This is a genomic window from Rhizobium sp. CSW-27, assembly GCF_018760785.1.
Lineage (GTDB): Bacteria > Pseudomonadota > Alphaproteobacteria > Rhizobiales > Rhizobiaceae > Neorhizobium.
The window spans coordinates 600,600-627,392 of the sequence record NZ_JAHHZO010000001.1; the positions used below are offsets into that span (position 1 = coordinate 600,600).

The 26,793-nt window shown below is 64.7% G+C and carries 24 protein-coding genes and 1 pseudogene; 12 read left to right on the forward strand and 13 right to left on the reverse strand.

Annotation, left to right across the window (positions count from 1 at the left end):
* Positions 1–141: 141 nt before the first annotated feature.
* Positions 142–2,454, reverse strand: coding sequence for a Tex family protein (locus tag KLP42_RS03045; RefSeq protein ID WP_215564674.1), 2,313 nt, complete (start codon positions 2,452–2,454; stop codon positions 142–144).
* Positions 2,455–2,648: 194 nt separating this feature from the next.
* Between KLP42_RS03045 and KLP42_RS03050 the strand changes: the two genes are divergently transcribed.
* The 4 genes from KLP42_RS03050 to KLP42_RS03065 all read left to right on the forward strand — a co-directional run bounded on the left by KLP42_RS03050 (position 2,649) and on the right by KLP42_RS03065 (position 7,159).
* Positions 2,649–3,146, forward strand: coding sequence for a VOC family protein (locus tag KLP42_RS03050; RefSeq protein WP_215564676.1), 498 nt, complete (start codon positions 2,649–2,651; stop codon positions 3,144–3,146).
* A 63-nt stretch (positions 3,147–3,209) separates the two neighbouring features.
* A complete protein-coding gene (gene purD, locus KLP42_RS03055) occupies positions 3,210–4,478 on the forward strand; it encodes a phosphoribosylamine--glycine ligase (protein WP_215564678.1) in 1,269 nt (422 codons plus the stop codon).
* A gap of 107 nt (positions 4,479–4,585) precedes the next feature.
* Positions 4,586–5,086 carry a plant virulence effector HPE1-like domain-containing protein gene (locus KLP42_RS03060; RefSeq protein WP_215564680.1) on the forward strand — a complete coding sequence of 167 codons (501 nt, stop codon included), beginning with the start codon at positions 4,586–4,588 and terminating at the stop codon, positions 5,084–5,086.
* A 249-nt stretch (positions 5,087–5,335) separates the two neighbouring features.
* Positions 5,336–7,159, forward strand: coding sequence for a methyl-accepting chemotaxis protein (locus KLP42_RS03065; protein WP_215564682.1), 1,824 nt, complete (start codon positions 5,336–5,338; stop codon positions 7,157–7,159).
* Positions 7,160–7,222: 63 nt separating this feature from the next.
* On the opposite strand, the gene KLP42_RS03070 is transcribed toward KLP42_RS03065, so the two are convergent.
* The 7 genes from KLP42_RS03070 to KLP42_RS03100 all read right to left on the reverse strand — a co-directional run bounded on the left by KLP42_RS03070 (position 7,223) and on the right by KLP42_RS03100 (position 14,397).
* A complete protein-coding gene (locus KLP42_RS03070; protein ID WP_215564684.1) occupies positions 7,223–7,705 on the reverse strand; it encodes a 2-thiouracil desulfurase family protein in 483 nt (160 codons plus the stop codon).
* Positions 7,706–7,709: 4 nt separating this feature from the next.
* The gene (locus tag KLP42_RS03075; RefSeq protein ID WP_215564686.1) at positions 7,710–8,009 is read right to left on the reverse strand and encodes a type II toxin-antitoxin system RelE/ParE family toxin; all 300 of its coding nucleotides are present in this window, start codon (positions 8,007–8,009) and stop codon (positions 7,710–7,712) included.
* Positions 8,002–8,253: a type II toxin-antitoxin system ParD family antitoxin gene (locus KLP42_RS03080; protein ID WP_215564688.1), complete on the reverse strand. Its 252-nt coding sequence runs from the start codon at positions 8,251–8,253 to the stop codon at positions 8,002–8,004. The genes KLP42_RS03075 and KLP42_RS03080 overlap by 8 nt, the downstream gene beginning before the upstream one ends.
* Positions 8,254–8,357: 104 nt before the next feature.
* The gene (gene glyS, locus KLP42_RS03085) at positions 8,358–10,508 is read right to left on the reverse strand and encodes a glycine--tRNA ligase subunit beta (RefSeq protein WP_215564690.1); all 2,151 of its coding nucleotides are present in this window, start codon (positions 10,506–10,508) and stop codon (positions 8,358–8,360) included.
* 102 nt (positions 10,509–10,610) lie between these two features.
* Positions 10,611–12,545, reverse strand: coding sequence for a DUF2207 domain-containing protein (locus KLP42_RS03090; protein WP_215564691.1), 1,935 nt, complete (start codon positions 12,543–12,545; stop codon positions 10,611–10,613).
* A gap of 4 nt (positions 12,546–12,549) precedes the next feature.
* Positions 12,550–13,809: a 3-phosphoshikimate 1-carboxyvinyltransferase gene (locus KLP42_RS03095; RefSeq protein ID WP_215564692.1), complete on the reverse strand. Its 1,260-nt coding sequence runs from the start codon at positions 13,807–13,809 to the stop codon at positions 12,550–12,552.
* Between the two features lie 36 nt (positions 13,810–13,845).
* Positions 13,846–14,397, reverse strand: coding sequence for a LemA family protein (locus KLP42_RS03100; protein WP_215564693.1), 552 nt, complete (start codon positions 14,395–14,397; stop codon positions 13,846–13,848).
* Between the two features lie 199 nt (positions 14,398–14,596).
* Here KLP42_RS03100 and KLP42_RS03105 point away from each other — a divergent pair, with 199 nt between their 5' ends.
* The 3 genes from KLP42_RS03105 to KLP42_RS03115 all read left to right on the forward strand — a co-directional run bounded on the left by KLP42_RS03105 (position 14,597) and on the right by KLP42_RS03115 (position 17,865).
* A complete protein-coding gene (locus KLP42_RS03105) occupies positions 14,597–16,612 on the forward strand; it encodes a sensor histidine kinase (protein WP_215564694.1) in 2,016 nt (671 codons plus the stop codon).
* A 61-nt stretch (positions 16,613–16,673) separates the two neighbouring features.
* Positions 16,674–17,075: a response regulator transcription factor gene (locus tag KLP42_RS03110; RefSeq protein ID WP_215564695.1), complete on the forward strand. Its 402-nt coding sequence runs from the start codon at positions 16,674–16,676 to the stop codon at positions 17,073–17,075.
* A gap of 64 nt (positions 17,076–17,139) precedes the next feature.
* Positions 17,140–17,865 carry a pentapeptide repeat-containing protein gene (locus tag KLP42_RS03115; RefSeq protein WP_215564696.1) on the forward strand — a complete coding sequence of 242 codons (726 nt, stop codon included), beginning with the start codon at positions 17,140–17,142 and terminating at the stop codon, positions 17,863–17,865.
* Positions 17,866–17,904: 39 nt separating this feature from the next.
* Here the strand turns inward: KLP42_RS03115 and KLP42_RS03120 are convergent, their stop codons facing one another.
* Entirely contained in the window at positions 17,905–18,840 is a 936-nt protein-coding gene (locus tag KLP42_RS03120; RefSeq protein ID WP_185969788.1) for a glycine--tRNA ligase subunit alpha, read from the reverse strand.
* Between the two features lie 354 nt (positions 18,841–19,194).
* Here KLP42_RS03120 and KLP42_RS03125 point away from each other — a divergent pair, with 354 nt between their 5' ends.
* A complete protein-coding gene (locus KLP42_RS03125) occupies positions 19,195–19,473 on the forward strand; it encodes a hypothetical protein (protein WP_215564698.1) in 279 nt (92 codons plus the stop codon).
* Positions 19,470–19,781, forward strand: coding sequence for a type II toxin-antitoxin system RelE/ParE family toxin (locus KLP42_RS03130; protein WP_215564700.1), 312 nt, complete (start codon positions 19,470–19,472; stop codon positions 19,779–19,781). The genes KLP42_RS03125 and KLP42_RS03130 overlap by 4 nt, the downstream gene beginning before the upstream one ends.
* Positions 19,782–19,808: 27 nt before the next feature.
* Here KLP42_RS03130 and KLP42_RS03135 read toward each other — a convergent pair whose 3' ends face one another.
* Together KLP42_RS03135 and KLP42_RS03140 are read right to left on the reverse strand one after the other, a co-directional pair.
* Positions 19,809–20,000 (reverse strand): hypothetical protein, encoded by a 192-nt coding sequence (locus tag KLP42_RS03135; protein WP_215564702.1) that lies wholly within the window; start codon positions 19,998–20,000, stop codon positions 19,809–19,811.
* 14 nt (positions 20,001–20,014) lie between these two features.
* Entirely contained in the window at positions 20,015–20,884 is an 870-nt protein-coding gene (locus KLP42_RS03140; protein ID WP_215564703.1) for a S49 family peptidase, read from the reverse strand.
* Between the two features lie 207 nt (positions 20,885–21,091).
* Between KLP42_RS03140 and KLP42_RS03145 the strand changes: the two genes are divergently transcribed.
* Positions 21,092–22,444, forward strand: a complete 1,353-nt coding sequence (locus KLP42_RS03145) for an Nramp family divalent metal transporter (RefSeq protein ID WP_215564704.1) — start codon at positions 21,092–21,094, stop codon at positions 22,442–22,444.
* A 22-nt stretch (positions 22,445–22,466) separates the two neighbouring features.
* Here the strand turns inward: KLP42_RS03145 and KLP42_RS03150 are convergent, their stop codons facing one another.
* Entirely contained in the window at positions 22,467–23,231 is a 765-nt protein-coding gene (locus KLP42_RS03150) for a tRNA1(Val) (adenine(37)-N6)-methyltransferase (RefSeq protein ID WP_215564706.1), read from the reverse strand.
* Positions 23,224–23,454: a putative signal transducing protein gene (locus KLP42_RS03155; RefSeq protein WP_215564708.1), complete on the reverse strand. Its 231-nt coding sequence runs from the start codon at positions 23,452–23,454 to the stop codon at positions 23,224–23,226. The genes KLP42_RS03150 and KLP42_RS03155 overlap by 8 nt, the downstream gene beginning before the upstream one ends.
* A gap of 104 nt (positions 23,455–23,558) precedes the next feature.
* Between KLP42_RS03155 and KLP42_RS03160 the strand changes: the two genes are divergently transcribed.
* The gene (locus KLP42_RS03160) at positions 23,559–24,575 is read left to right on the forward strand and encodes a polyprenyl synthetase family protein (protein WP_215564710.1); all 1,017 of its coding nucleotides are present in this window, start codon (positions 23,559–23,561) and stop codon (positions 24,573–24,575) included.
* 148 nt (positions 24,576–24,723) lie between these two features.
* Positions 24,724–26,604: pseudogene (locus KLP42_RS03165) on the forward strand (tetratricopeptide repeat protein); the annotation flags it as partial.
* Positions 26,605–26,793 lie beyond the last annotated feature (189 nt).

The following is a 26,793-nucleotide window of genomic DNA, read 5'->3' on the forward strand; positions in this document are numbered from 1 at the left end:
CTAAGGCACCCTTACTATTCCGGAAGAAACTAGTACGTCCCGCGCTGGAAACAAGCACAATTTCGCCACGCGATGGGCGCGCCGCGACGCAGCCGCCGAACCGATGCCGGCAGCCATTGTTCCCGTGCAAAGCTGAAAAATTCAGCGCTTCTTCAGGGCTTCGGCCAGAGCAGCCCCCAGGCCGCCCAGCTGGCTGCTCTCCGCTTTCGCAGGTCTGGCCTGCGCGTGCCGCATGGCGCCGGCGGCACCACGACTGTCACGCGGGCTGGCCGGCGCCGCCTCGCCGCCATCCTTGCGCATGGTCAGCCCGATGCGCTTGCGCTTCACATCCACCTCGACCACGCGCACCTTCACCACATCGCCGGCCTTTACCACCTCATGCGGGTCCTTCACGAAGCGGTCAGCCAGCTGCGAGACATGCACGAGGCCGTCCTGGTGCACACCGATATCGACAAAGGCACCGAAGGCCGCGACATTGGTAACGGTGCCTTCCAGCAGCATGCCCACCTTGAGGTCCTGGATTTCGTTGACGCCCTCGGCAAAGGTCGCGGTCCTGAAGCTGGGGCGCGGGTCGCGGCCCGGCTTTTCCAGTTCGGACAAGATATCCTTCACCGTCGGCAGGCCGAACTGCTCATCGACGAACTGGCGCGGATCGAGCTTCTTCAGCGCGGCACTGTCGCCCATCAGGTCGCGCAGATCACGGCCGCAGGCGGCGACGATCTTCTTCGCCACGCCATAGGCTTCCGGGTGGACGGCGGAGGCATCGAGCGGCTCCTTGCCGTTCGGAATGCGCAGGAAGCCGGCGCACTGCTCGAAGGTGCGGGCGCCGAGGCGGGACACCTTCAGCAGCTCCTTGCGGCTGGCAAAGGGGCCGTTCTGATCGCGATGAATGACGATGGCATCGGCAATCGACCTGCTGAGACCGGCGACGCGGGCGAGAAGCGGCGAGGAGGCCGTGTTGAGATCGACGCCCACCGCGTTCACCGCATCTTCGACCACGGCATCGAGCGAGCGCGACAGTTTCCCCTGGTCCACATCGTGCTGATACTGGCCGACTCCGATCGATTTCGGCTCGATCTTGACGAGTTCGGCGAGCGGATCCTGCAGGCGGCGTGCGATGGAAACGGCACCGCGCAGGGACACATCGAGATTGGGAAATTCCGCCGCCGCCAGTTCGGAGGCGGAATAGACCGAGGCCCCCGCTTCCGACACGATGACCTTGGTGGGCTTGGTGCCGGCGGGCAGTGCCGCCAGCATGTCGGCCACCAACTTTTCCGTCTCGCGGCTGCCGGTGCCGTTGCCGATGGCGATCAGTTCGACCTTGTGCTTGCGGATGAGGCTGGCGAGTTCCGCCTGCGTGCCGCGCACATCATTCTTCGGCGGGAAGGGATAGACGGTCGTCGTCTCCACCAGCTTGCCGGTGCCATCGACCACCGCCACCTTGACGCCGGTGCGGATGCCGGGATCAAGCCCCATGGTGGCGCGCGAGCCGGCGGGAGCGGCCAGCAACAGATCCTTGAGGTTACGGGCAAAGACGCGGATTGCCTCCTCTTCCGAACGCTCGCGCAGTTCGCGCATCAGATCGAGCGACAGCGACATGGAGAGCTTGACGCGCCAGGTCCAGCCGGCGACCTCCATCAGCCAGCGGTCGGCCGGGCCCTTGTCGCCGATCTGGAAGGCGCCGGCGATCATGCGCTGGGTGGGCTTGATCGGCGACGGATCGTCCTGATCCACCTCGATGGTCAGCGTCAGCACTTCCTCGTTCCAGCCGCGCAGCATGGCAAGCGCCCGGTGGCCCGGCGTCGTTGCCCAGCGTTCGTAATGGTCGAAATAGTCGGAAAACTTGGCGCCCGCCTCCTGCTTGCCATCCACGACCCTGGCCCGGAGCGTGGCGGTGTCGCGCATGTGCTGGCGCAGGCGGCCGAGCAACTCGGCGTTCTCGGTGATGGTTTCGGCCACGATATCGCGGGCGCCTTCAAGTGCTGCCTTCACATCCGCTACCTCGGCGGAGAGATAGCTTTCCGCCAGCTTCTGCGGATCGGCGGTGCGATCGGCCCAGATGGCATCAGCCAGCGGCCCGAGCCCCCGCTCGCGCGCGATTTCCGCCTTGGTGCGCCGCTTCGGCTTGTAGGGCAGGTAAAGATCTTCCAGCTCCGCCTTGGTGGTGGCACGCTGAAGCTTCACCGCCAGCTCGTCGGTCATCTTGCCCTGGCTGTTGATGCTCTCGACAATCGAGCTGCGCCGGGCTTCCAGCTCGCGCAGATAAACCAGTCGCTCGGAGAGATTGCGCAGTTGCGTATCGTCCAGCCCGCCCGTGACTTCCTTGCGGTAGCGGGCGATGAAAGGCACCGTCGCCCCCTCGTCCAGAAGGCCGATGGCAGCAACCGCCTGGTCCGGGCGGGCATTGATCTCGGCGGCAATGGTTGCGGCGATGGATTTGATGTCGGCGGCCATTTTCTTTCCTGGTTCTTGAAAGGTACGCGAATGTACCCATCGATGATGTCAAGGCAATGGCCAGGACCCGCCATCCACACATGCTCGCGCCGGCCGAGGACTGACCGAACGGAAATCCCTGCAAAAACCGCTTGATCTCAACCATGGTTGAGGTTCTATCAAAATGCTCGCAGACATCATTCTGGGAGACAGACATGCAATCCGAACCCATCGCCACCAGCATCACCGGCGTCTATGAAACGCATCTGCCGGTGCGGGATCTCGACCGCTCGATCGCCTTTTATCGCGACCGGCTGGGCCTTGAGCTGGCAACCGAGATTCCCGAGCGCCAGATTGCCTTCTTCTGGGTCGGACGGAGAGAGATCGGAATGTTGGGTCTTTGGCAGGTTGGAACCGGCCCCTTGCAGATGCGGCTTCACTTCGCCTTCCGCACGCAAAAAGAGGCCGTGATCACTGCAAGCGAGACATTGCGAAGCAGCGGGATCGAACCGCTCGACTTCCACGGCAACCCCACCGAGGAACCGGTCGTCATTGGCTGGGCACCCTCTTTGTCTGTCTACTTCAAGGACCCGGACGGACATTCGCTCGAGTTGATCCACATGCTCGACGAGGCACCCGATCCAGGCTTCGGCATCGGCCCGCTCTCTGCCTGGATGGCCCATCGCCGCCGCACGGACGGAAAGGCCGCTTGACCTTTTGCCCTCCTCCCCTTAACCGCGCAGGACATCCGGTGGCGATGGCAAAAGGGGAAAGACGTGAAGGTTCTTCTGATTGGGTCCGGGGGACGCGAGCATGCTCTGGCCTGGAAGCTGGCGCAGTCGCCCAGGCTGACCAGGCTCTACGCCGCCCCCGGCAATCCAGGGATTGCAGAGGTGGCGGAATGCGTTGCCCTCAATGTCGAGGATCATGCCGCCGTCATCGCCTTCTGCCGCGACACGGCAATCGATTTCGTGGTCGTCGGGCCGGAGGCACCGCTGGTGGCCGGCATTGCCGATGATCTGCGGGCGGAAGGCTTCGTGGTGTTCGGACCGTCGAAGGCGGCAGCCCAGCTGGAAGGATCCAAGGGGTTCACCAAGGACATCTGCGCCCGCTACGGCATTCCGACCGGCGCCTACCAGCGCTTCACCGAGGCCGAGCCCGCCAAGGCCTATATCCGAGAACAGGGCGCACCCATCGTCGTCAAGGCCGATGGGCTTGCCGCTGGCAAGGGCGTGACGGTGGCCATGACCCTCGACGAGGCACTTTCCGCAGTCGATGACTGCTTTGCCGGCGCCTTTGGCGCGGCCGGCGCCGAAGTGGTGGTGGAAGCCTATCTGGATGGCGAGGAGGCGAGCTTCTTCTGCCTCTCCGACGGCAAGACGGCGCTGGCGCTTGCCACCGCGCAGGATCACAAGCGCGTCGGCGATGGCGATACGGGCCCGAACACCGGCGGCATGGGCGCCTATTCCCCCGCCCCTGTCATGACGCCAGAGATGGTGGAACGCACGATGACGGAGATCATCGAGCCGACCATTCGCGGTATGGCCGAAAGCGGCCATCCCTTCACCGGCGTCTTCTTCGCCGGCCTGATGATCACCGCCAAGGGCCCGGAACTCATCGAATACAATGTGCGTTTCGGCGATCCGGAGACGCAGGTGCTGATGATGCGGCTGAAGAGCGATCTTCTGCCGATCCTTCATGCCGCCGCGACCGGCACGCTCGATCAGGTCACCGCCGAATGGCACGACGAGACGGCGCTGACGGTCGTGATGGCCTCGAAGGGCTATCCCGGTGCCTATGAGAAGGGCACGCCGATCACCGCCCTGCCCGAGGCGGAAGAGGGTGCCCGTGTGTTTCATGCCGGAACCGCGCTGAAGGACGGGCAACTGGTGGCAACCGGCGGGCGTGTTCTGAACCTGACGGCCATGGGCCGGACGGTGGCAGAGGCGCAGGCGCGGGCCTATGCGCTCGTCGACCGCGTCGAATGGGAAAACGGCTTCTGCCGCCGCGACATCGGCTGGCGCGCCATCGAACGTGAGGCGTGATGGGCGCGGCAGGGCTGCGCGCTTAACCTGCGCTTAACCGCATTTCCTGACCGGCTGGAAAGGAAAGACCGCTAGCCTTGGCTCCTCATTCGAGGAGACGCGCCGCCATGCATCGCAACCTTCTGCTGCTTTTCTGCGTGCTTGCCGCACCGCCGGCGCTGGCCGGGTCGATCGAGCGTTTGTCCGCCGCACCGCTTGCCGATGCGCCCAGCCTGGTTGCGCTTGGCTGCGCAGGCTGCAGCCAGTCTGTGCCCGATGACGGCGCTTCGCCATCGCTGACGCGCCTTCGCCTGCCGGAGGGACAGCAGATCCTCAGCATCGCCGAGCGGCACGGCCAGAAGGCGCTGCTGCGCACGGAAGCCTGGATGGGCGGATCGCCGGTCACCTTCGTCAGCCTCAACCCGCTGTTCATCGGCGAGGAGGAACGGATCATGGCACTGCGCCAGACACCCGCACCCATGGTTGCCGGCGATGGCGTCGATGCCGGCACCACTGCCGCCGTGCGTTCCGGTGCGGAAAATGCCGCGCCGGTCCTGCCCGATGCGCCCCTTCCCGCCGGACAGGCCGCCCCCAGCTTTTCCGGGTTCGAACTGCGTCTCTCCCCCTGACGACTCGCCGTCCGTCCGGCCTCTCGACCGACAGTGCCCCGGCACCACGATATCCGGATTGCGCATCCCGAATATGCACAACCACTGATGCATTAGATGTTTGTTTAGCGTTAAGCCCTATAACCGGGTCGGGGTGCGCTGCAGCATCCGTCAAGCGCAGAAGGCGCGGTAACGAAACACGTTGTCGCCCTCATGCCCCGGAAATCCCCCGGCAGAGGTTCCCGGCGACGACCAATCGCGGTGGTATCCATGAAAAACATGCGGATTTCTCTCCAGCTCTTCCTGCTGGTGGGAGCGATGATGGCGGTCTTTGCGGCCATGACCTTCTTCCAGATCCGGTCCTCCACCAATGCCGTCTACCACGAGCGCTACGAGATGCTGCGCACGCAGGTGGAAACGGCGCTTTCGGTGATGAAGGACTTCAACGACCGCGCCGTTGCCGGCGAATTTCCCGTGGAAGAGGCACAGAAGCGCGCCTTCGCCCTGCTGACCAAGATGCGCTTCGAGCCCGACGGCTATTTCTTTGCCTATGACTATGACGTCACCATGATCTTCCATCCCAACCAGAAGCTGGTCGGGGCCTCGCAGAAGGGCAAGGGAGACCCCAACGGCTTCCTCTATCGCGACGAACTGGTGAAGCTCGGCCGCGCCGGCGGCGGCTATGTGGAATTCATCGGCCCGAAGCCGGGCAAGGATCCGAACGACTACAGCTATCCCAAGGCCTCCTATGGCAAGGCCTTCGAGCCGTGGAAGCTTGTCGTGGTGACCGGTCTCTATACCGACGACCTGAAGGCCGATATCCGCGACACCATCATCAAGACCATCGGCGGCTCTGCCCTTCTGTTTTTTGCCGCGCTGGCCGGTGCCTACTACGTGATCCGAGGCATCACCCGGCCGCTGAATGCCATCCACGATGCGCTGGGCGCCGTCGCCGATGAAAATACCGGCATTGCCATTCCGCATACGGACATGGGCAACGAAGTGGGCATGATGGCCAAGGCCACCCGGGCCCTGCAGGAAAAGATCCGCGAGCGCCATGCACTGGCCGAACGCCAGAAGCAGCAGGAGCAGGAACTGCAGAGCGAGCGCGAACGCAGCATCGACATGCAGCGCGAGGAGGCCCGCGCCCAGGCGCATGTGGTCGCCACCATCGGCTCGGCGCTCGAACGTCTGGCGCAGGGCGACCTGACGGTGCGTTGCGAGGATCTGGGCGGCAAGTACGAGGGCCTGCGCCACAACTTCAACGACGCGCTGTCGCGCCTCGAACAGGCCATGGCCCGCGTCAACCTGAAGGGCAACGATATCGGCGTCTCGAAGGAAGAGATCCGCCGTGCTTCCAACGAGCTTGCCCAGCGCACCGAGCGCCAGGCAGCCAATCTGGAAGAAACCTCCGCAGCCCTCGACGAACTGACCGTGGCCGTACGCCAGACCGCCGATGGCGCCAGGGAAGCGGCCCAGCGCGTGCAGACGATCAGTTCGGAAGCCCGCCAGAGCGATTCGATCGTCGAACAGGCAATCAACGCCATGAGCGGCATCGAGCAGTCCTCTTCCGAAATCACGAAGATCATCGGGGTCATCGACGAAATCGCCTTCCAGACCAACCTGCTGGCACTGAATGCCGGCGTGGAGGCGGCGCGCGCCGGCGAGAGCGGCAAGGGCTTTGCGGTTGTCGCACAGGAAGTGCGCGAACTGGCCCAGCGGTCCGCCGCCGCCGCCAAGGAGATCAAGGACCAGATCTCCCGCTCCTCCGGCCAGGTGGAGCATGGCGTGCAGCTGGTTGCCCAGGCCGGCGAGGCGCTGAAGCGCATCTCCAGCCAGATCGAGGGCGCCAACCACGTGGTTTCGCGCATCGCCCACAGCGCCCAGGAGCAGGACACGACGCTGCGCTCGATCTCCTCCGCGCTCAACCAGCTCGACACCGCCACCCAGCAGAACGCCGCCATGGCAGAGGAAACCACCGCCTCGGCAGAGGTTCTGGCCAATGATACCGGCGACCTTCTGGAGCTGATCCGCGGCTTCCGCACCAGCCAGCAGAGCGGCCATCAGGGCCAGCGGATGCGCATGGCAGGCTGAGCCGTCCATCACCAGACCCGAACAAGAACGCCGGAGCGATCCGGCGTTTTTGTTGCGATATCGTCAGGTCAGAGCGGCCAGAACCTCGATCTCCCGGTCGGAAAACACGCCGATGCCGGCCCTCTTCAACAGAGCGGCCGTGACACCCTGGCCGGCATGCTTCACGCCGGAGAAGCTGCCGTCATAGATCGCCAGCGAACCGCAGGACGGACTGCCGTCGATCAGCAGCGCATAGGCGCAGGCTTTTTCACGGGCAAAGGCGAGCGCCTTTTCGGCCCCCTTCAGGAAGGCCGCGGTCACGTCACCGCCGGTCACTTCCAGCACGCGGGCACGCCCGGCAATCACATCCTCGCCGGTTTGCCCGGCCTCGATTTCCGCCGGCGGACGGGGCACGGCCATGCCGCCGGCCAGTTCCGGACAGAAGGACACCAGCCGCCCCTCCCCCTGCCAGCGCGCGAGTACCGGGTGCGACAGCAGCATGCCGCGCCCGTCATAGCGGACAGGCTGGCCAAGCAGGCAGGCGCTGATGAGGATGTTGGAGGACATGATTTCATACTTCCAGTTGGCGGAGCACGTCGGAGCGTTCATGAAGAATGCGGATCACTTCGATCATGTCGTCTTCGTGAATCACATAGAAAATCAGATGGGAGCCGGCCCGCCGTCGACGATAGCCCGGACGCACCCAGCTGACATCGCCACCCGCGAAGGGATGGCGGCCAATCTCGGCGATCGTTTCCAGGATCCGGTTCAAATAGCGCTCGGCCTGGGCTTCGGACCATCGATCCCGCGTCCGGTCGCCAATATCGAGAAAGTCGCGTCGCGCGGCGGGACTGAGCCGGACGTCAGCCACGGCTCTTCCATCTCTCCCGCGCGGAGGCCATCAGATGTTCGGGGTCGAAGGCCACGGAAGGTCCGCTGTTCTCTCCCTCAATCAGCGCATTGCGCAGCCCTTCCAGCTTCGCCTGTTCTTCCTCCAGCAGCCGAAGCCCCGCTTCCACGACCTGCTGCGGCGAAGAAAAGCGACCGCTTTCCACCTGCTCATCGACAAAGCGATCAAGCGGCTCATCCAAGATGATGTGAAAGGGCTTGTTCATCGGAAGCGTCCAGCGTTGAACCTGACGAACCCAATGTAACACACAGCGCCGACAAACAGGAAGGCAGATGCAGAAGACCCCGCCGAAGCGGGGTCCTGCAACACTCAGCCGGCGATCTTGGAAAAATCCGCCACGGTGCCGGTGGCTTCGCGCACGGCATAGAGAAGGGCAAGACGGTTGGCGCGGATGGCCGGGTCCTCGTCGTTGACCAGCACCTCCTCGAAGAAGCGGTCCACCGGGCCGCGCAGCGTGGAGAGCGCTTCCATGGCAGAGCGGAAGTCTTCCTGCACGATGGCATCGGAGGCCTTGGCGGAGGCGGCACGCACGGCGGTATAGAGCGCCTTTTCGGCCTCAAGCTTCAGCAGTTCGTCGGACACGCCATCGGCAACCACGGCGCCCTTCTTCTCCTCGGCGGCGAGAAGCTGGGTGGCGCGCTTGGTGCCGGCCAGCAGGTTCTTGCCGTCCTCGGAGGTGATGAAGGCCGTCAGCGCCTCGACGCGGCGGGCCACCAGCAGCAGATCGTCGGCCGCTGGCGTCAGCACGGCGTCGATCAGGTCATGGCGGGCACCCATGTCGCGCAGATAGACTTTCAGGCGGTCGTGGAAGAAGGAGAGAAGGTCGCCATCGCCGATCACCGAGAGCAAACGCAGCCGCACCTTGCGCTCCAGCATGATGCGCACGACGCCGAGCGCGGCACGGCGCAGAGCATAAGGATCCTTGGAGCCGGTCGGCTTTTCGTCGATCGACCAGAAGCCAACGAGCGTGTCCAGCTTGTCGGCCAGCGCCACGGTGAGGCCCACCTTGCCTTCCGGCAGGCGGTCGGAGGGGCCTTGCGGCTTGTAATGATCCTCGATGGCGGCCGCCACCTCGTCCGGCTCGCCCTGCAGAGCCGCATATTTGCGGCCCATCAGGCCCTGCAGTTCCGGAAACTCGCCGACGGCTTCGGTGCGCAGGTCGGCCTTGGCCAGAGCGACGGCACGATCAACGAGCGCCGCATCGGCACCGACCAGCGGCGCGAGCCTGGCGGCGAGCGCCCGGATGCGCGCCACACGCTGCCCTTGCGTGCCGAGCTTGGCATGGAAGGTGACGTTCAGCGCGTCGAGCTTGGCCATGCGCTGATCGAGCGGCTTCCTGAGGTCGAGGTCGAATCTCTCGGCAGAGGCCTTCAGCGTTTCCATATCCGGCAGGTTGCCCTGATCGCGGGTCCAGAAATGCTTGGCATCCGACAGGCGGGCGCGCACGACCTTGCCGTTGCCGTGAATGATTTCCTTGCCGCCATCCTTCGCGTCGATGTTGGAGACGAGGATGAAGCGGTTCGACAGCCCCTCGCCGCCTTGGCGGCGGGTGACGAAACACTTCTGGTTCGTCTTGATCGTCAGGCGGATGATTTCGGCCGGGATCGCCAGATATTCTTCCTCGAAGGTGCCCATCAGCACATGCGGCCATTCGACGAGGCCGGACACTTCCTCAAGCAGCCCCTCGTCTTCCACCAGATCGAGGCCGCTCGCGAAGGCGAGATCGCGTGCATCGTGCAGGATCACATCCTTGCGGCGCTCGGCATCCAGCATCACCTTCGCCTTTTCGAGGCTGGCGATATAATCATCGAAGCGGCGCACAGTGATGGCGTCCGGCGCATGGAAGCGGTGGCCATAGGTGATGTTGGCGGCGACGATGCCATCCACCTCGAAGGGGATCACCTGCGTCTCGTCATGCTCCGGCCCGAACAGGCAGAGGATGGATTGCAGCGGACGCACCCAGCGCAGGCTTTCCGAGCCCTTGCCGTCGATGCCGCCGAAGCGCATGCCCTTCGGCATCGAGGCGGCACCGGAGCGCATGCTCTTCGGCCAGGGGAAGGCGCGGATGATGCCGGGCATCACATCGCCGATGATTTCTTCCGCAGCCCGGCCGGGTTTGGTGACGATGGCCACGTAGAAATCGCCCTTCTTCGGATCGGAAACGACCTGCGCCTCCGATACCGAGGCAAGCCCCGCCTTGCGCAGAAAGCCCTGCACGGCCTGTTCCGGCGCCTTGGTGGAGGGACCCTTGATTTCCTCGCGCTGATCGGCGGAGCGGGCCGTCAGGCCGCGGATATCGAGCGTCAGGCGGCGCGGCGTCCAGTATTCGCGCGCCCCCTCGTAGGTCAGGCCCGCTTCCACCAGCGCATCGGTGACGAGCTTCTTAAGGTCGCCGGCAGCCTTGCGCTGCATGCGGGCAGGAATCTCTTCGGAGCGAAGTTCGAGCAGAAGATCGGGCATGGAAACTGGCTTTTTGCTTGTTGTTCAGGCTGCGGCGGACTTAGCAAGCCAGACGGCGCTTGTCACTCGAAAAGCCGAGTGGGCTGATGGGACAATGACGACTTACCAGCCGCCGCCCCCGCCGCCGCCGCCCCCGCCGCCGGATGAGCCTCCGGAAAAGCCTGAGGAAGACGAGGAGGAGGTTTCCGGGATGGTGGAAGCAATGCTGGAGGCCATGGAAGACGAGAAGCTGCCGATGCCGGACCCGAAATCGCCGATCGATCCGCCGTGATACCAGACAGGCTGATAGGTGGCGGCAGCCCCGGCGGCTGTCGCCAGCCAGAGGTTGAAGGTGTCACTCCATGGCCTTTCCACCCCGAGCGCCACGGCATAGGGCAGCAGGGTTTCGAAATGCTGCGGCGACATCCTTGGCGCGCCGGCCATGTTGAGACGATCCTTTTCAGCCAGCGTCAGGTAAAGCTCCAGCCCCGCGATGCCGGCCATCAGTCGGGCGCCCAGCGGCGTCGGCGCCCCCATCAGCACGAAGAACAGCCCGTTGACCAGGAACAGACCGCCGACGGAGGCAAATACCGGCCACTCGCCATTGTCGATACTGCCGAGAATGCTGACGACGAAGAAGCCGGCCGCGCTGAAGGCGATGAAGCCGACGATGGCAAAGCCGATCGCCGCCATCAGCCGCAGGAAAAGGGTGCGGCGGCGCATGAAGGCCCGGGCCGCGCTGACCGCCGCACGGCTCCAGATAACCCCGCCAACCGCCGGAACAGCAAGCGCCACGACGCTGTCCGGATGCACATTGCCAAGGACGAGCAGGGTGGCAAGCACGAGAAGGCTGACCACCGCGCCACCGATCACATGGCCGAGATTGCGCTTGTAGTAGCGGCCGCGATGCTCCTTCTCTATGGCCGAGCGGAAACTGCGCGCCACGCTCTGCACGCGCTCTCCGTTGTCCCTGTCGATCGCGAAGGTGCTGCCGGGGCCGCCGAGGTCACGCATCAGCACGGCCTGCCCCGTCGGCAGCGTTTCCGTCAGCGGCTTGCCGGTGCGGCGCACGACGATGCGGCTGTCGAGATCCTCCAGCGTCACATGGCCCTTCACGGCCAGATCGATGAAACTGGCAGAGAGCGCCTCCCAGCCGGCGCCGGAAAAGCCCCTGTTGTGCACGTAGTTGACGAGCGCCGGCGAAAGACCATCCGGCGCATCCCAGCGCGGCACCACCACGCCCTTCGGCGGATCGCGGCCGACGCGCCGCCAGCACCAGACGTAATAGAGGGTGACGACCGCAAGCCCGCCGAAACCGATGATCAGGTTGAGGTTGTCACGCAGGAACCAGTCGCGCCGCTGCGCCTCGGAAGGCGGCGCGATGGAACCCGCAGGCACGGCGATGACGATGGTGAGGCCTTCCCGGGGCCCCAGCGGACGGGTAGTCTCGAAGCGCGGCGCCGTTGCGCTGCCGCCGATGCGGGCATTCTTTTCGCGCGATCCCTGCCGCCCGGTATAGACCGTCATGTCCGTGGCGGACACGCCCGGCGGCAGGTTGACGACGGCAGAGGCCCGGCTGATCGGAAAGATCCAACCGGTGCCGGTCACGTTCCAGTAGAATTCCTCGTGGTCGGGGAAATAGCGCACCTGCCGGTCGGTGCGATAGGTCAGCTCATAGGTATGGCGACCGGGAGAGAGCAGCCGCTCGGAAGAGCCCATGAAGATGCGCAGGCCGCCCTCGATGGCTTCCGTATGCCAGTCCTCGGGCGACCCGTCACGCGCGACCGACAAAACCTCGAATCCGACCCGTTGCAGGCGGCCGTTGGCATCTTTCAGGAAGAGCGGAAAATCGCGAAAGATGCCGCGGCGAATGTCGCGGCCCTCGGCATTGACCGTGATGGTCTCCGTGACGGTCACGGTGCCGTCACGGGAGAGATCGATGTTCGAGCGGTAGCTTTCGATTCCCTCGGCAGCGACGGCCTTCCCGGCCGCCGCGCCGAAAAGCAGGGGCAGCAGCAGGGCGAGCAGCAAGCCTGCCTGCGAGAGCCCCGCCCGCATGGCGTCAGGCCCGATCGAAGCCGACCCCGAGCGAGGCAAGCGCATCCCAATAGCGGGGATAGGTCTTGCCGACGCAGGCCGGATCGAGAATGGTGATGCCGTCGATCTTGAGGCCGGCCAGGGCAAAGCTCATGGCGATGCGGTGATCGGCAAAGGTATCGATCTCGGCCGGCAGATGCTGGCCGGCAAGCCCGGGATCGGACGCGACCACGAGATCGTCCCCCTCTTCCCTCGCCAGCCCCGCGCGAATGGCGTTGAGGCCGGTGGAGAGCGCCCGGATGCGATCGCATTCCTTGACGCGCAGATTGGCAATGCCGACGAAACGCACCGGCGTCTCGTTGAAGGCGGCGAGTACGGCAATCGTCGGGATGGCATCCTGCATCTGGCTGCCGTCGATCACCGCCGGCATGTGCGGGAAGGCGGAAATCACCGCATGGGCGCGGGCATCCGGCTGAGTGAAGGCGGAAGCCGGCGTGCCGATATCGATCTGCCCGCCCGTCAGCACCTCGGCTCCCCACAGATAGGTCGCGGCGGAGGCATCCGGCTCGATGTGGAAATCGGTTGCGGTATAGCCGGTCGGCTCGATGCGCCAGACGGACGGAGACGGCTGCTCGACACGGGCGCCGAAGGCCCGCATGGCGGCAAGGGTCAGGTCGATATAGCCGCGTGCGCCAATCTCCGCACCGGCCAGTTCAATCTCGAAGGGAGCCGTCGCCGAGGCCGCCGCCATCAGCAGGGCCGAGACATACTGGCTGGAGAGGCCGGCATCGATGACGACGCGATTGCTGGCAAAGGCACCGGTCGCATTGATGGTCACCGGCGGGCAACCGGTCGGCGCCTCGACGGCAACGCCGAGCGCGGCAAGCGCGTCGACCAGCGGCCGGATCGGACGCTTGCGCATGTGCTGGTCGCCATCCACCACATACCGGCCCTTGCCGAGGGCCACGGCAGCCGTCAGGAAGCGCGTCGCGGTACCGGCATTGCCGAGGAAGAGCGGGGCGGACGGAGCCTTCAGCTCTCCCGTACCAGTCACGATGAAGGTGGTGTCATCCGGCTCCTCCACCGAAACGCCCATGGCGCGCAGCGCCTCTGCCATGTAGCGCGTGTCGTCGCTCTTCAGCGCGCCCGTCAGGCGGCTGGTGCCGCGGGCAAGTCCTGCCAGCAGCAGGGCGCGGTTGGTGATGGACTTGGAGCCCGGCGGGCTGACGCGGCCCTGCAGCGGGCCGGACACCGGGTGGATGGTGAGCTTGTCAGTGGTGGTCATGTCGATCTCGGCTGGCGCCGGGCGGCGCGAAAAACATCAGAACCGGACGGTCGGTACCGCACGGTCCGCCTCGTTGGCAATCTCGAAATAGGGCTTCTTGCCGAAACCGAACTGGCCGGCGATCACATTGGAGGGAAAACTATCCACCTTCACGTTCAGCGCGCGGGCGGCACCGTTGTAATAGCGGCGGGACATCTGGATTTCGCCTTCCACCCGCTCCAAGGCACGCTGCAATTCGGCAAAATTCTCGTTCGCCTTCAAATCCGGATAGGCTTCCGATACGGCGAGCAGCCGGCCGAGCGCCTGCCCCAGCAGGCTTTCGGCCTGGATGCGGCCGGGAACGTCGCCGGCGGGCACCGCCTGGGCCCGGTTGCGCAGGTCAATCACCGCCTGCAGCGTGGTCTTCTCGTGATTGGCATAGCCCTTCACCGTCTCGATCAGGTTCGGGATCAGGTCGGCGCGGCGCTTCAGCTGCACGTCGATGCCCGACCACGCCTCCTCCACCATCTGACGCGACGACACGAGACCATTGTAAGTAAAGATGACGTAGAGCACGGCAACCGCCAGGACGGCGAGTGCGATATACATGGCATTTCCCCCTCATTCTTGGGCGGCGCCACCCTACTGCGTTCGGTCGGGCCTGTCATGCGCCTTCGGCACCGCAAAATGGGAGCCATTCCTTACCCGTTCGTTACCCCACTGGTTCAAATGTAACGCCAGGCGTGCGCGTCAAGTTAAGCCGCACGCATTAGGATCATATTTCGGGACACAAAGCGCGGAGACGGGCATGCCGAACAAAACCTGGATCAACCTGCCGCCCTGGGCATTGCTGGCCAGCCGGGACATTCTTAGAGCCGCGACGGCCAACCGGCGGCTGGGCGACATCCTGAGTGAAATCACCGATGTCATCACCGGCATTGCCGATCTCGACCTCGCCTCGCAGGCGGCCCTCTATCTTGGCGAATGCGGGCAGGAAGGCCACCGGCTGATCTACCACCGCCAGAGCGAGGATTTCAGCTTCCCCCTGGTGATCGACCCGGAAAACATCAGCGACAGCTTTCCGCAGGGCTGGGGCCGGATGAGCTTCTATCCCGTGCCGCTGGCCGCCGAACAGGATGGCCGCATCATCGGCAGCGCCCTGTTCTTCGGCCGCACGGCCAAGCGCATGAGCGCGCAGAAGCAATCCATCCTGCAGCTTCTCGGCCAGGAGATCGCCCGCATCATCATCAATCGCGGCGGGCCGAGCGGCAATCTCATCGATCTGGTGGAGCTGTCCACCGACGAGATCTACATCTTCGATCCGCTCAGCCTGTCCATCATCCGCGCCAACCAGACCGCCAGCATCCGCACCGGCCACAGCATCGAGGCGCTGACGCGCCTGACGCCCGCGCAACTGAAGGTGGATATGGGCGAGGAGACCTATCGCAGGCACCTTGCGCCGCTTCTCACCGGCAACTGCAACAGCGTCTGCTTCGATGCCCGCCACCGGCGGCGAAACGGCACGGTCTATCCCGTCAAGGTGCAGGTCTGGCGCATCCGCGGCGGCGAGGACGGCGATTTCTACGCCGAGCTTGCCATCACCACCGCCGACCAGCGCAAGGCCTTCGGCCTGCTGGAGCAGGTATTCGATGCCATTCCCGGCGGCATCGGCGTGTTCGACAAGCGCTCGCGCCTGCTGATGGCCAATCGCCGGCTCTACGACCTGATGAACATCCCCCCGGAGCAGTTTCCGCCCGGCTCCCGCTTCGAGGACATCCTGCGCTACAACGCGACGCGCGGCGAATATGGCGACGGCAATGTGGAAGCCATGGTGCGCGAGCGGGTGGAACAGGCGGAGCTTGGCCTGCCCTACAGCTTCGAGCGCGAGCGGGCGAGCGGCAAGGTGCTGGCCGTGCGCTCCGAACCGTTGAGCGGCGGCGGCTATGTGCTCAGCTATACCGACATCACGCTGCGCAAGCGGGCCGAGAAGGAACTGATCCGCAACCGCGACGAGTTGGAGGCAACGGTGCGGCAGCGCACCGCCGAGATCGCTGCGCAGGCGGCGGCGCTGGAAGAGGCGCTGAAGCAGGAAAAGACCATCAATGCCATGCAGCGCCAGTTCGTGGCGATGACCAGCCACGAATTCCGCACGCCGCTTGCCATCATCGACGGCGCGGCGCAGCGGCTGATGCGCAAGAAGGGCGGCATCGAGGCCGACTTCCTGGTCGACAAGACGCACCAGATCCGCGCCGCCGTGATGCGCATGGTGGACCTGATGGAGAGCATTCTGTCCGCCGGCCGCATCGATACCGGCCGCATGGAGCTGACGCTGGTCGACTGTTCGCTGAAGAAGCTGATCGAGCAGGCCATTCACCGGCAGCGGATGTTTTCCCAGAACCACCGTTTCCAGGGCTTCCTGGAAGACCTGCCGGACGTCATCCGCTGCGATGCGCTGGCGATCTCGCAGGTGGTGACCAATCTGCTCGGCAATGCCGTCAAATATGCGCCACGCGCGCCGGACGTGACCATTCGCGGCTGGCGTGAGGGGGATTTCGCAATGATTTCGGTGCAGGATCAGGGGGTCGGCATCGATGCGGACGACATTCCGAAGCTGTTCCAGCCGTATTTCCGTGCCCGTACCTCTACCGGCATTGCCGGCACCGGCATCGGCCTTTCGCTGGTCAAGCAGGTGGTAACGCTGCATGGCGGCGACATTGCGCTGGAAAGCCGGCGCGGCCACGGCTCCACCTTCACCATCCGGCTGCCGATTGCAGGCCCGGTCATGCCTTCGATCGAACCACAACTGGAGGAAACCGCCTTCTGAGACACACCCCGCCCCTCTGGACGTGACGAACTGAACCGCACCGCAAGCAAAGGAAAAGCAGATGATCACCGTTCTGTGCGTTGAAGACGAAAAAGACGTCCGCGAACTGATCGTGGAGGAACTGGAAGAGGCCGGCATGCATGTTCTGCAGGCCGAAAACGGCAAGGAAGGGCTGGAAACGATCCTGGAACAGCGCCCCGACATCGTGATCTCCGACATCACCATGCCGGAAATGGACGGCATTTCCATGCTGGGCGAACTGCAGATCAACTATCCGCAATTCTCCAACATGCCCTTCATCTTCCTGACCGCACTGGCCGACCGGGAAAAGATGATCGAGGGCCTGGGCGCCGGCGCCGAAAGCTATCTCACCAAGCCGATCGATTTCGACGTGCTGATGGCCAAGATCCACGGTCTGGTGGTGCGCATCGAAAACCGCGTGGCGGCCGGGCTGGAATTCTGAAGGATGAAGCGGTGGCGCGCCTCCTCCCCTTCCGCTATGACGGCGATGAACGGAGGAGACGGGGATGCCTGCACTGGACGATGCCATCCGATCCAGGGGCCCCATCAATGGGGCGCACTTTGACGGTGAGGACCTGCTGGAGGCGCATCTGAGCGAGGCGGACTTCCGCGCCTGTCGGTTTTCCAACTGCCGTTTCGACGAGGCGGTGCTCCGCCGCCTCAGATTCGTCGCCTGCGTCTTCGACCATTGCAGCTTCCGGGAAAGCACGATCGAAGACTGCAGTTTCTCGGAGGGCGAGACGGGCACCCAGTGGCGCTACTGCGACCTCTCGAAGGCCATGTTTCGCCGCAGCAATCTCAGCCTCAACACCATGATCGGCTGCCAGGCCTATCTGACGTCCTTTGCCGACTGCGCGCTGTCCGGCGCGAAGCTCGATCTCGACACGCAGCGCAAGATCCGCACGCAGGTGATCGCCGGCGGCGTACAGTTTACCAGGTGCAAGCTGCAATATGCCGTCTTCGCGGCTGCGGATTTTCAGGAAAGCGTGTTCGAAGGCTCCGACCTCAGGGACTGCTCGCTGGCCGGCAGCAATCTGCGGCATGCGCGCTTTTTCGGCTCGAGCCTTCACAACATCGATCTTGTCGGGGCAACGCTCGACCATGCGGATCTTTCGCATGCGAGCTTCGACGATTTCGACCTGACGGCGCTGGCATCCTTCCGCGCCGCGATCGTGACGCGCGACCAGCACGAGGCGCTGCTCGCCTCGCTCGGGCTTGTCACGGCGGACTGAACAGAGAACCCCGGCACAGACCGCCGGGATTGCGAAGGATCAGGCCGCACTCTTGTCGATGTTGATGCCGCCGGCATCGGTCAGCAGGAAGGCTTCACCGCAGGCCTTGGCAAGCGTGCGGACCCTGAGGATATAGCTCTGGCGTTCCGTCACCGAAATCACGCCGCGCGCATCGAGAAGGTTGAAGACGTGAGAGGCCTTGATGCACTGGTCATAGGCCGGGAAGACGCATTTGTGCAGGCGCTGGTTGGCATTGTCGCCCGGCGCGCCGGCCGCCAGCAGCGCCGCGCATTCGCGCTCCGCATCCTCGAAATGGCGCAGCAACATCTCGGTATTGGCGAATTCGAAGTTGTGGCGGGAATATTCCTGCTCGGCCTGCAGGAAGACATCGCCATAGGAGATCTTCTCCTCGCCCTCGCGGCCGTTGAAGTTGAGGTCGTAGACATTGTCGACGCCCTGAACATACATGGCCAGACGCTCCAGACCATAGGTCAGTTCGCCGGCGACCGGCGAGCATTCGATACCGCAGACCTGCTGGAAATAGGTGAACTGGCTCACTTCCATGCCGTCGCACCAGCATTCCCAGCCAAGGCCCCAGGCGCCGAGCGTCGGGCTTTCCCAGTCGTCCTCCACGAAGCGGATGTCGTGCAGCAGCGGATCGAGGCCGATGGCGGCGAGCGAGCCGAGATAAAGCTCCTGCAGGTTGGACGGGTTCGGCTTCAGGATCACCTGATACTGGTAGTAATGCTGCAGGCGGTTGGGGTTTTCGCCGTAGCGGCCGTCGGACGGGCGGCGCGAGGGCTGCACATAGGCGGCCTTCCACGGCTTCGGTCCCAGCGCGCGCAGCGTGGTGGCCGGATGGAAGGTACCCGCACCCACTTCCATGTCATAGGGCTGCAGCACCGCGCAGCCCTTGTCGGCCCAGTAGTTGTGCAGCGTCAGGATCAGCGCCTGGAAGGAGCGCTTGGGGTCCATGTGCGGGGCGAGAGACGTGGTCATGGCAATGTCCGGCCTGTTTTATGAAACGTGCGCCGTCTGGTGCCACGGCGGGCCGGAAGGGTCAAGCAGGGTCGCACATTCTCGCCGCGTCCGGCGCATCCCTGGGGAACCGGCAAGGCTTTATTTCGAGCCTTCCAATGTCCCTATGGCGCGCCCCGACAGAAGACCAGAAACACAAGCGGGATCATTCTGTCCAAAGGCTGACAGAGAGTGAGTCTGCACCACGCGAGGCCGCTCGCAAAGAGCCAACAGGGCAACTGCCCCGAGATCACGGGGGCGACAGCAAAGCGATTTTCGCCTAGACTGGCCGTCTTCCGGCGAGGGCCCGACATGAACGTGAAAACCACCATCGAACTGCCCGAACATCTGCTACGCCATGCCGAACGGCTGGTGGCGGAAGGCCGCTATCCTTCGATCGACAGCGTGCTGACCGACAGCATGGAACGATTGCTCGGCGACCACGATGCCGCCGATCCGCTGGCCGGCATGACCGAGGAGATCCGCCGCCGCGCCGCCCTGCCGGCGGATCAGTGGGTGACCTGGGATGGCTCTTCACTGGCGGCACGCATCAAGGCACGGCTGGACGAGAAATACGGCACGCCAGAATGAACTACCATGTCGTCAGCCATCCTGAGGTGGAGCAGGATATCTTCGACATCGTGGATTACATCGCCCCCTTTGCCGGGCTTGCAAGCGCCAGGAAGGCGACCGACGACATCACCGGCTTCATCACCAGGCTCGGCGATTTTCCAAAGATCGGCAGCCTGCGCAATGATGTGCGGCCCGGACTTCGGGCCGTTGCGGTGCGCGAGGCGGCGATCTGCTTCGTGGTCGACGATGAGACAGCGACAGTCACGATCCTTGGCGTCGGCTTTGCCGGAAGTGACTGGACAAGGCGCGTCAGGGACCGCGGCTGACGAGGTTCAATCTGAACCAGCGAAACGCTAGTCATCCTCCCGCTGCACGCGATATTCGCCCGTGGCCGGATCCCTGACCAGCGTGCCGATGGCGCCGGTCTCGCGCTCGCGCTCCTGCTCGCGCCGGCGACGCGCCAGTTTTTCCGCATCGGCGACGAACTTCCGGTACAGAAGCCATCCCCCGCCGGCCAAGATGGCGAGAAACAGAAGCTGCGGCATGAAACCTCCCGTGGTCAGAGTCCGTATCGGCTCCACAATGCCCGGTCTTCAAGGGTGGCGGCAAGCCCTGCGGCCGCCGAGGCGGCGATCTCGCCGCCGCGATCGGCGCCACCGAAGATGACGCCCGGCACCCGGCGGCCGAACAGGCCGCGGCTGGCGCCCACCAGTTCGAGCCGGGTCTTCGGGCCGTAACGGCGCTTCAGCACCTCGCGCATCTCGCCCACCCCATCGACGAGGCCAAGATCGACGCCGCGCAGGCCGGTCCAGAACAGGCCGGAAAAAATGGTCGCGTCATCGGCCAGACGCTCGCCGCGCCGCATCTTCACCATGTCGATGAAGACCTTGTGGATCTCGAGCTGCAGCGTCTTCAGATATTCAATGTCGCCTTCCTTTTCCGGCTGGAAGGGATCGAGGATCACCTTGTTCTCGCCGGCCGTATAGACGCGCCGCTCCACGCCGATCTTCTTCAAGAGCTCCGGAAAGCCGAAGCCGCCCGATACCACGCCGATGGAGCCGACGATGGAGGTGGGATCGACCAGGATCTCGTCGCCGGCAAGCGCGATCATGTAGCCGCCGGAGGCCGCGACATCCTCCACGAAGACCAGCACGCGCTTGTTCTTCTCCTCCGCCAGCGCCCGGATACGCTGGTAGATCAGCCGCGACTGGACGGGCGAGCCACCCGGCGAATTGATGGAAATGGCAACGACCGGCGCATCCTTGCGCGAAAAGGCCCGCTCCAGCGCACCGGCGACATTGGCAAGATTGAGCGCCGGGCGGAACTGGCTGCCGCCGGCCATGATCGTGCCATGCAGCCGAACCACGGGAATGGTGACGCCTTCCTTGCGCAGCCGCTTCGGTATCCACCGCGTCCAGAACCCTGCCATGTCGTCTCCTGCATCAACCTGTTTGCCGAGATGTATGCAGCGGAACGGCCGGCGCAATGGCTGGCGCCATAAAATCCACGTCAGAACCGCTCTCAGCCAGCCGCGGCACATGCCGCTGCCGAAGCGAAGGCGCCCCCCTGAAATCTGCTATTGCGAATTATTTGCATTAGTGATTGTCTGGCGGTGATACGACGCACGGAGGCAGGCATGGACCAGGCAACAGGCACGGGCTGGCGCAAGGAAGCGGAAGATCCGGCGCTTTCGCCGGCGCTGTCGGATGTGCACGGCTCCATCCGCATCACCCGGCAAGGCCCCGGCTGGCGCAAGGCGCTGTCCTTCATCGGCCCCGGCTATCTGGTTGCGGTCGGCTACATGGACCCCGGCAACTGGGCGACCTCGCTCGCCGGCGGCTCGCAGTTCGGTTACACGCTGCTCTTCGTGGTGCTCACCTCCAGCCTGATGGCCATGCTGCTGCAGGCACTGGCCGCCCGCCTGGCCATTGCCACCGGCCGGGATCTTGCCCGCGCCTGCCGCGACAGCTATCCGCGCCCCGTCACGATTGTGCTGTGGCTGCTGGCGGAAATCGCCATCGTCGCCACCGACATTGCCGAGGTGATCGGCACGGCAATCGGCATCCAGCTTCTGTTCGGCATCCCGCTGGAAACCGGCGTGCTGATCACCGCGCTCGACGTCTTCCTGGTTCTCATGCTGCAGAAGCTCGGCTTTCGCTGGATCGAAGCCTTCGTGATTGCGCTGACAGCGATCATTGGCGCCTGCTTCGGTATCCAGCTGCTGCTGGCGCGACCGGACTGGGCGGGGGTGGGGCTCGGCTTCCTGCCCTCCGGCAGCATCGTGCAGAACCCGGAAATGCTCTACATCGCCATCGGCATCATCGGGGCGACCGTGATGCCGCACAATCTCTATCTGCATTCCGGCATCCTGCAGACGCGAAAACTGCCGCAGGATACGGCCGGCAAGCGCGAGGCCTTGCGCTACAGCACGCTGGATTCCACCGTGGCGCTCTCCTTCGCGCTGCTGGTCAATGCGGCGATCCTCATTCTGGCCGCCGCCGCCTTCCATGCACATGGCAAAATCGATGTGGCAGAGCTTGGCGATGCGCACACGCTGCTGGCGCCCCTTCTCGGCAGCGCGCTGGCGCCGGTGCTGTTCGGCGTGGCGCTGCTGTGCAGCGGCTTGAACTCCACCACCACCGCCACGCTCGCCGGCCAGATCGTCATGGAAGGCTTCGTCAAGCTCAGGGTCAAGCCCTGGATGCGACGGCTGGTCACGCGGGCGCTTGCCATCGTGCCGGCCGCCCTGGTGGCGCTGTGGTATGGCGAGAAGGGCACCGCCGAACTGCTTATCCTCAGCCAGGTGGTGCTGAGCCTCCAGCTTCCCTTCGCAATCTTTCCGCTGGTCTTCTTCACCGCCAGCCGCCGCAAGATGGGCGCGATGACAGCCCCGCGCTGGGTGACGATCACCGCACTGGCCATTGCACTGCTGATCACCGGGCTGAACCTGAAACTGGTCGCCGACGTGCTGACCGGGGCGGCCGGATAGGCAAAGGCGGCAGGGCGCGCCGTCAGCGGCGCGGATAGGCCTTTCGACCGTTGTTCAGGTCATCGACGAAAGCGGTGAAGGCGTGGCCTTCCTCCGCATGCATGACGAGCGGCGCACGCCATTTCAGCCGGGCGCGCGAGCCCTTGATCGCGGTGACCAGCAGGCGGATCGCTTCCTCGCCGGGACGCGGATGAATGGCCGTGAGCTCCAGGCCGCCGAAGCGCCGGCCGCAGGCGGCGAGGATCTCGCCCACCGATTCCGGCCGGGCGATCAGCGACAACTGCCCGCCCGGCACCATGATCGCGCCGGCGGTGCGCACCCAGCTTTCAAACAGGTCTTCCGTCATCGCATGCGCCTCCGCCTTCAGGGCATCCGGCGTGCGGCGGTCGCGCCCGTCGTTGAAGGGCGGGTTCATGATGACATGATGGAAGTGATCGTCGGCGAGGCCCGCCGCAACGCGCGCCCGCCCCTTCAGCGTCACATCCGCCTCCACCACCCGCACGCGGCCCGCCAGAAAGGCGTTTTCCGCAAGGGCAACCGTGCGGCGCGCATAATCGGCCATCAGCGGCGAGCGCTCGACCAGCGTCACCTCGGCAAGCGGCAGGCGCGCGGCAACGCCGAGCCCGGCCGCACCGGCGCCGGCGCCGAGATCCGCGACCCGCACCGGCCGGTCATCGGCCACCAGCGCCGCCAGCATCATGGCATCCATGCCGGCCCGGTGACCGCCGTTCTTCGGCTGCAGCAGGTGGAAGCGGCCGCGATGGAAGGCATCCAGCGTCTCAGTCATCGCCGTCCCTCAGCTCGGCGCCAAGTCCCGCATCGGTCAGCAGACGCCGGGCTGCCGGCTCCCGGTCCGCCTCCACCATCAGGCGCCGGGGCAGCAATCCGAGCGAACCTTCAAGAATGCTCATGGACTGATCCATAACGAGACAGTGAATGCCGGCATCCTTCAGCAGGCTGGTCGCGTAGGACAACAGCACCGCGTCATTGGCGCGTATCAGTTCTTTCATGGGGCAAACCGCCTCAAATCTCAGTCATAATTCCGATTGCCCCTTGCCGGGCCATGCGCCCCTTTCTATTGTCCGGCACAAATTTTGAACAGGAGGCCATTTCATTGGGCGTCGTTATTCCGCTCGAAGAGGGCAAAAACAAGCAGGCATCCGTGAAGCCGCTGGTCGATCTGACCAAGGCGGACATGGACCGGGTCAACCAGCTGATCCTGTCGAAGGCCGGATCGGACGTGCAGATGATCCCGGAAGTCGCCAACCACCTGATCTCTTCCGGTGGCAAGCGGCTGCGCCCGATGCTGACGCTGGCGGCGGCCGAGATGTTCGGTTACCAGGGCGAAGGCCATATCCGCCTGGCGACGAGCGTGGAATTCATGCACACCGCGACGCTGCTGCATGACGACGTGGTGGACGAGAGCGACATGCGCCGCGGCAAGTCCACCGCCCGGATGATCTGGGGCAACCAGGCGAGTGTTCTGGTCGGTGACTTCCTGCTTGGCCAGGCCTTCAAGATGATGGTGGATGTGGGTTCGCTCGACGCGCTCGACGTGCTGGCATCGGCCGCCGCCGTGATCGCCGAAGGCGAGGTGCTGCAGCTGTCCGTCGCCAAGAACATGGAGACGACGGAAGACGACTATCTGGCCGTCATCCGTGCCAAGACGGCCGCGCTGTTTGCCGCCGCCGCGGAAGTTGGGCCGATCATTGCCGGCACCGACAAGGCCACGCGCGGCGCGCTGAAATCCTACGGCATGAATCTCGGCCTTGCCTTCCAGCTGGTCGACGATGTGCTGGATTATGGCGGCAAGGCCGCCGATCTCGGCAAGAATGTCGGCGACGATTTCCGCGAGGGCAAGATCACCCTTCCGGTGATCCTCTCCTATCGCCGCGGCACGTCGGACGAGCGCGCCTTCTGGAAGACGGCGATCGAACAGGGCGAGAGCACCGACGAGAACCTGGAGCGCGCCCTGCACCTGATCGGCAAGTACAACGGCCTTGGCGACACCATTGCGCGCGCCAAGCATTATGGCACGATTGCCCGCGATGCACTCTCGCCGCTGCCGGAATCGGCCCACAAGGCGGCCCTCATGGAAGTGATAGACTTCTGCATCGACCGCGTTAACTGAGCGTGGAAGGGGAGCGCTCCTCCCCTGCCGTGCCGCGGCGAGATTCTTGCGGAGCTGCTCTAAAAAAGCCATTCTGTGGTGAATCATCGGCGCAGATTTCCCGTGGCGGCCACAGTGTCGCCGACAGCTTTTCATGAGAGGCACCTTCATGCGGCAGAACTTCGCCCATCGTCTGCTATCCGGCGCGGCCTTCGGTGCCGCGCTCCTGCTGGCGACGGCAACGCCTCATCTCGCCGGCGCGCAGGACCAGACACAGGACAAGGCGCCGGAGCCTGCCGTTACGGAACCGGCATCCGCCCCCGCCAATCCGGCCGTCACCGAAACGCTGGCCTTCGATGCCAGCCGGGTCAACAGCTTTTCCGGCGCCTTCCTGGCCGCCCGCACCGCCGATGTGGACCACGACTACGCAACCGCGATCGCGCTTTACCGCAAGGCGCTCGATTTCGATCCGGCAAACCTCGACATCCGCGAACGGCTGATGATCTCGCTGCTGATGAATGGCGAGTTCGACGAGAGCCTGAAGCAGGTGGATGCGCTGAAGGAGGACGGCGCGGTCGAACGCGTCACCAAGATCGTGCGCGGCCTCGATGCCATCCGCAAGGGAGATTATCCCGAGGCGGAAAAGATCCTGACCTACAAGGGGCTGAACGACCTCGACCGGCTGACGCAGGCACTGATCACCGCCTGGGCCAAGGTCGGCGCCGGCAAGGGCAAGGAAGCCATCAGCCTGGTCAAGGGCCTGAAGGGTCCCGACTGGTTCAAGGTCTTCACCGACTACCAGATCGGCAGCATGGCGCTGGTGTCCGGCGACAAGGGCACGGCCCGCACCTATCTGAAGGCTGCCATCACCAGCGAGGAAGGCGTTGCCACCACGCCGGATACCTTCATGCGGGCCGTCATGGCACTGGCAAGACTGGAAGCTTCCGACGGCAAGAAGCAGCAGGCGCTTGATGCGATTGCCGTCGCCGAGCGGCTGATCAGCAATTACGCGCCGCTGAAGGCGCTGCGTCAGAGCATCGAGAAGGGCGAGCAGCCCGAGCAGCAGGTGACGAATGCGGTCGAAGGCGCCTCCAGCGTGCTGTTCTCCGTCGGCAGCGCCCTGAACCGCCAGGGCGCCGAGGAAATGGTGTCACTCTACCTGCAGATTTCGCACGCGCTGGACCCGAAGAGCGCCGATACGCTGATCCTGCTCGGCGGCATTGCCGAGAAGCTGGACCAGCCGAAGCAGGCCATCGAACTCTACGGCCGCGTGCCGGACGGCTCCCCGATGCGGCGCATCTCCGAGCTGCAGCTCGGCCTGACGCTGGCCCAGACCGGTGACGTGGCGGGCGCCCGCGAGCATCTGAAGTCGCTGATCGAATCCGACCCGAGCGACATCCGCAGCTACATCGCCTATGGCAGCGTTCTGTCCGACGCCAAGGACTATGCGGAAATGGCGCGCAACTACGACAAGGCGGTCGAGATGATCGGCCCCGTGCCGCGCCCCTCGGACTGGACCGTCTTCTTCCAGCGCGGCATTGCCTATGAGCGGCTGAAGGAATGGGACAAGGCGGAGCCGAATTTCCGCAAGGCGCTGGAACTCAATCCCGACCAGCCCTCGGTGCTCAACTACCTCGGCTATTCCTGGGTGGACATGAACCGCAATCTCGACGAGGGCCTGGACATGATCCGCAAGGCCGTGGAGTTGCGTCCCGATGACGGCTACATCGTCGACTCGCTCGGCTGGGCCTATTACCGCCTCGGCCGCTATGACGAGGCGGTGGAAGAGCTGGAGCGCGCGGTGGAACTGCGCGCCGGCGATGCGACGATCAACGATCACCTGGGCGATGCCTACTGGCGCGTCGGCCGCAAGCTGGAGGCGAAGTATCAGTGGCAGCGCGCGCTGACCATGAAGCCGGAGCTTTCGGAAATTCCGAAGATCGAGCAGAAGATCCGCGAAGGGCTTGCCGATGCCGGCCCGCTGCCGGTGAAGACGGCCATGGCCTCGCCGGCCGCAACCGCGCCGGCCGTCACCCCGCCGCAGCAGGATCCCGCCGCCGCGGGCAACAAGGCGAGCTACATCGTCAATGACGGCGATACCCTGTGGAAGATCGCCGTCGACCAGCTGGGCGATGGCGAACGCTTCCGCGAACTGATCCGCATCAACCCGGAACTGCGGCGCAACCCGAACCGGCTCTATCCCGGCCAGGTGCTGGAACTGCCCGGCCCGGCCAACTGA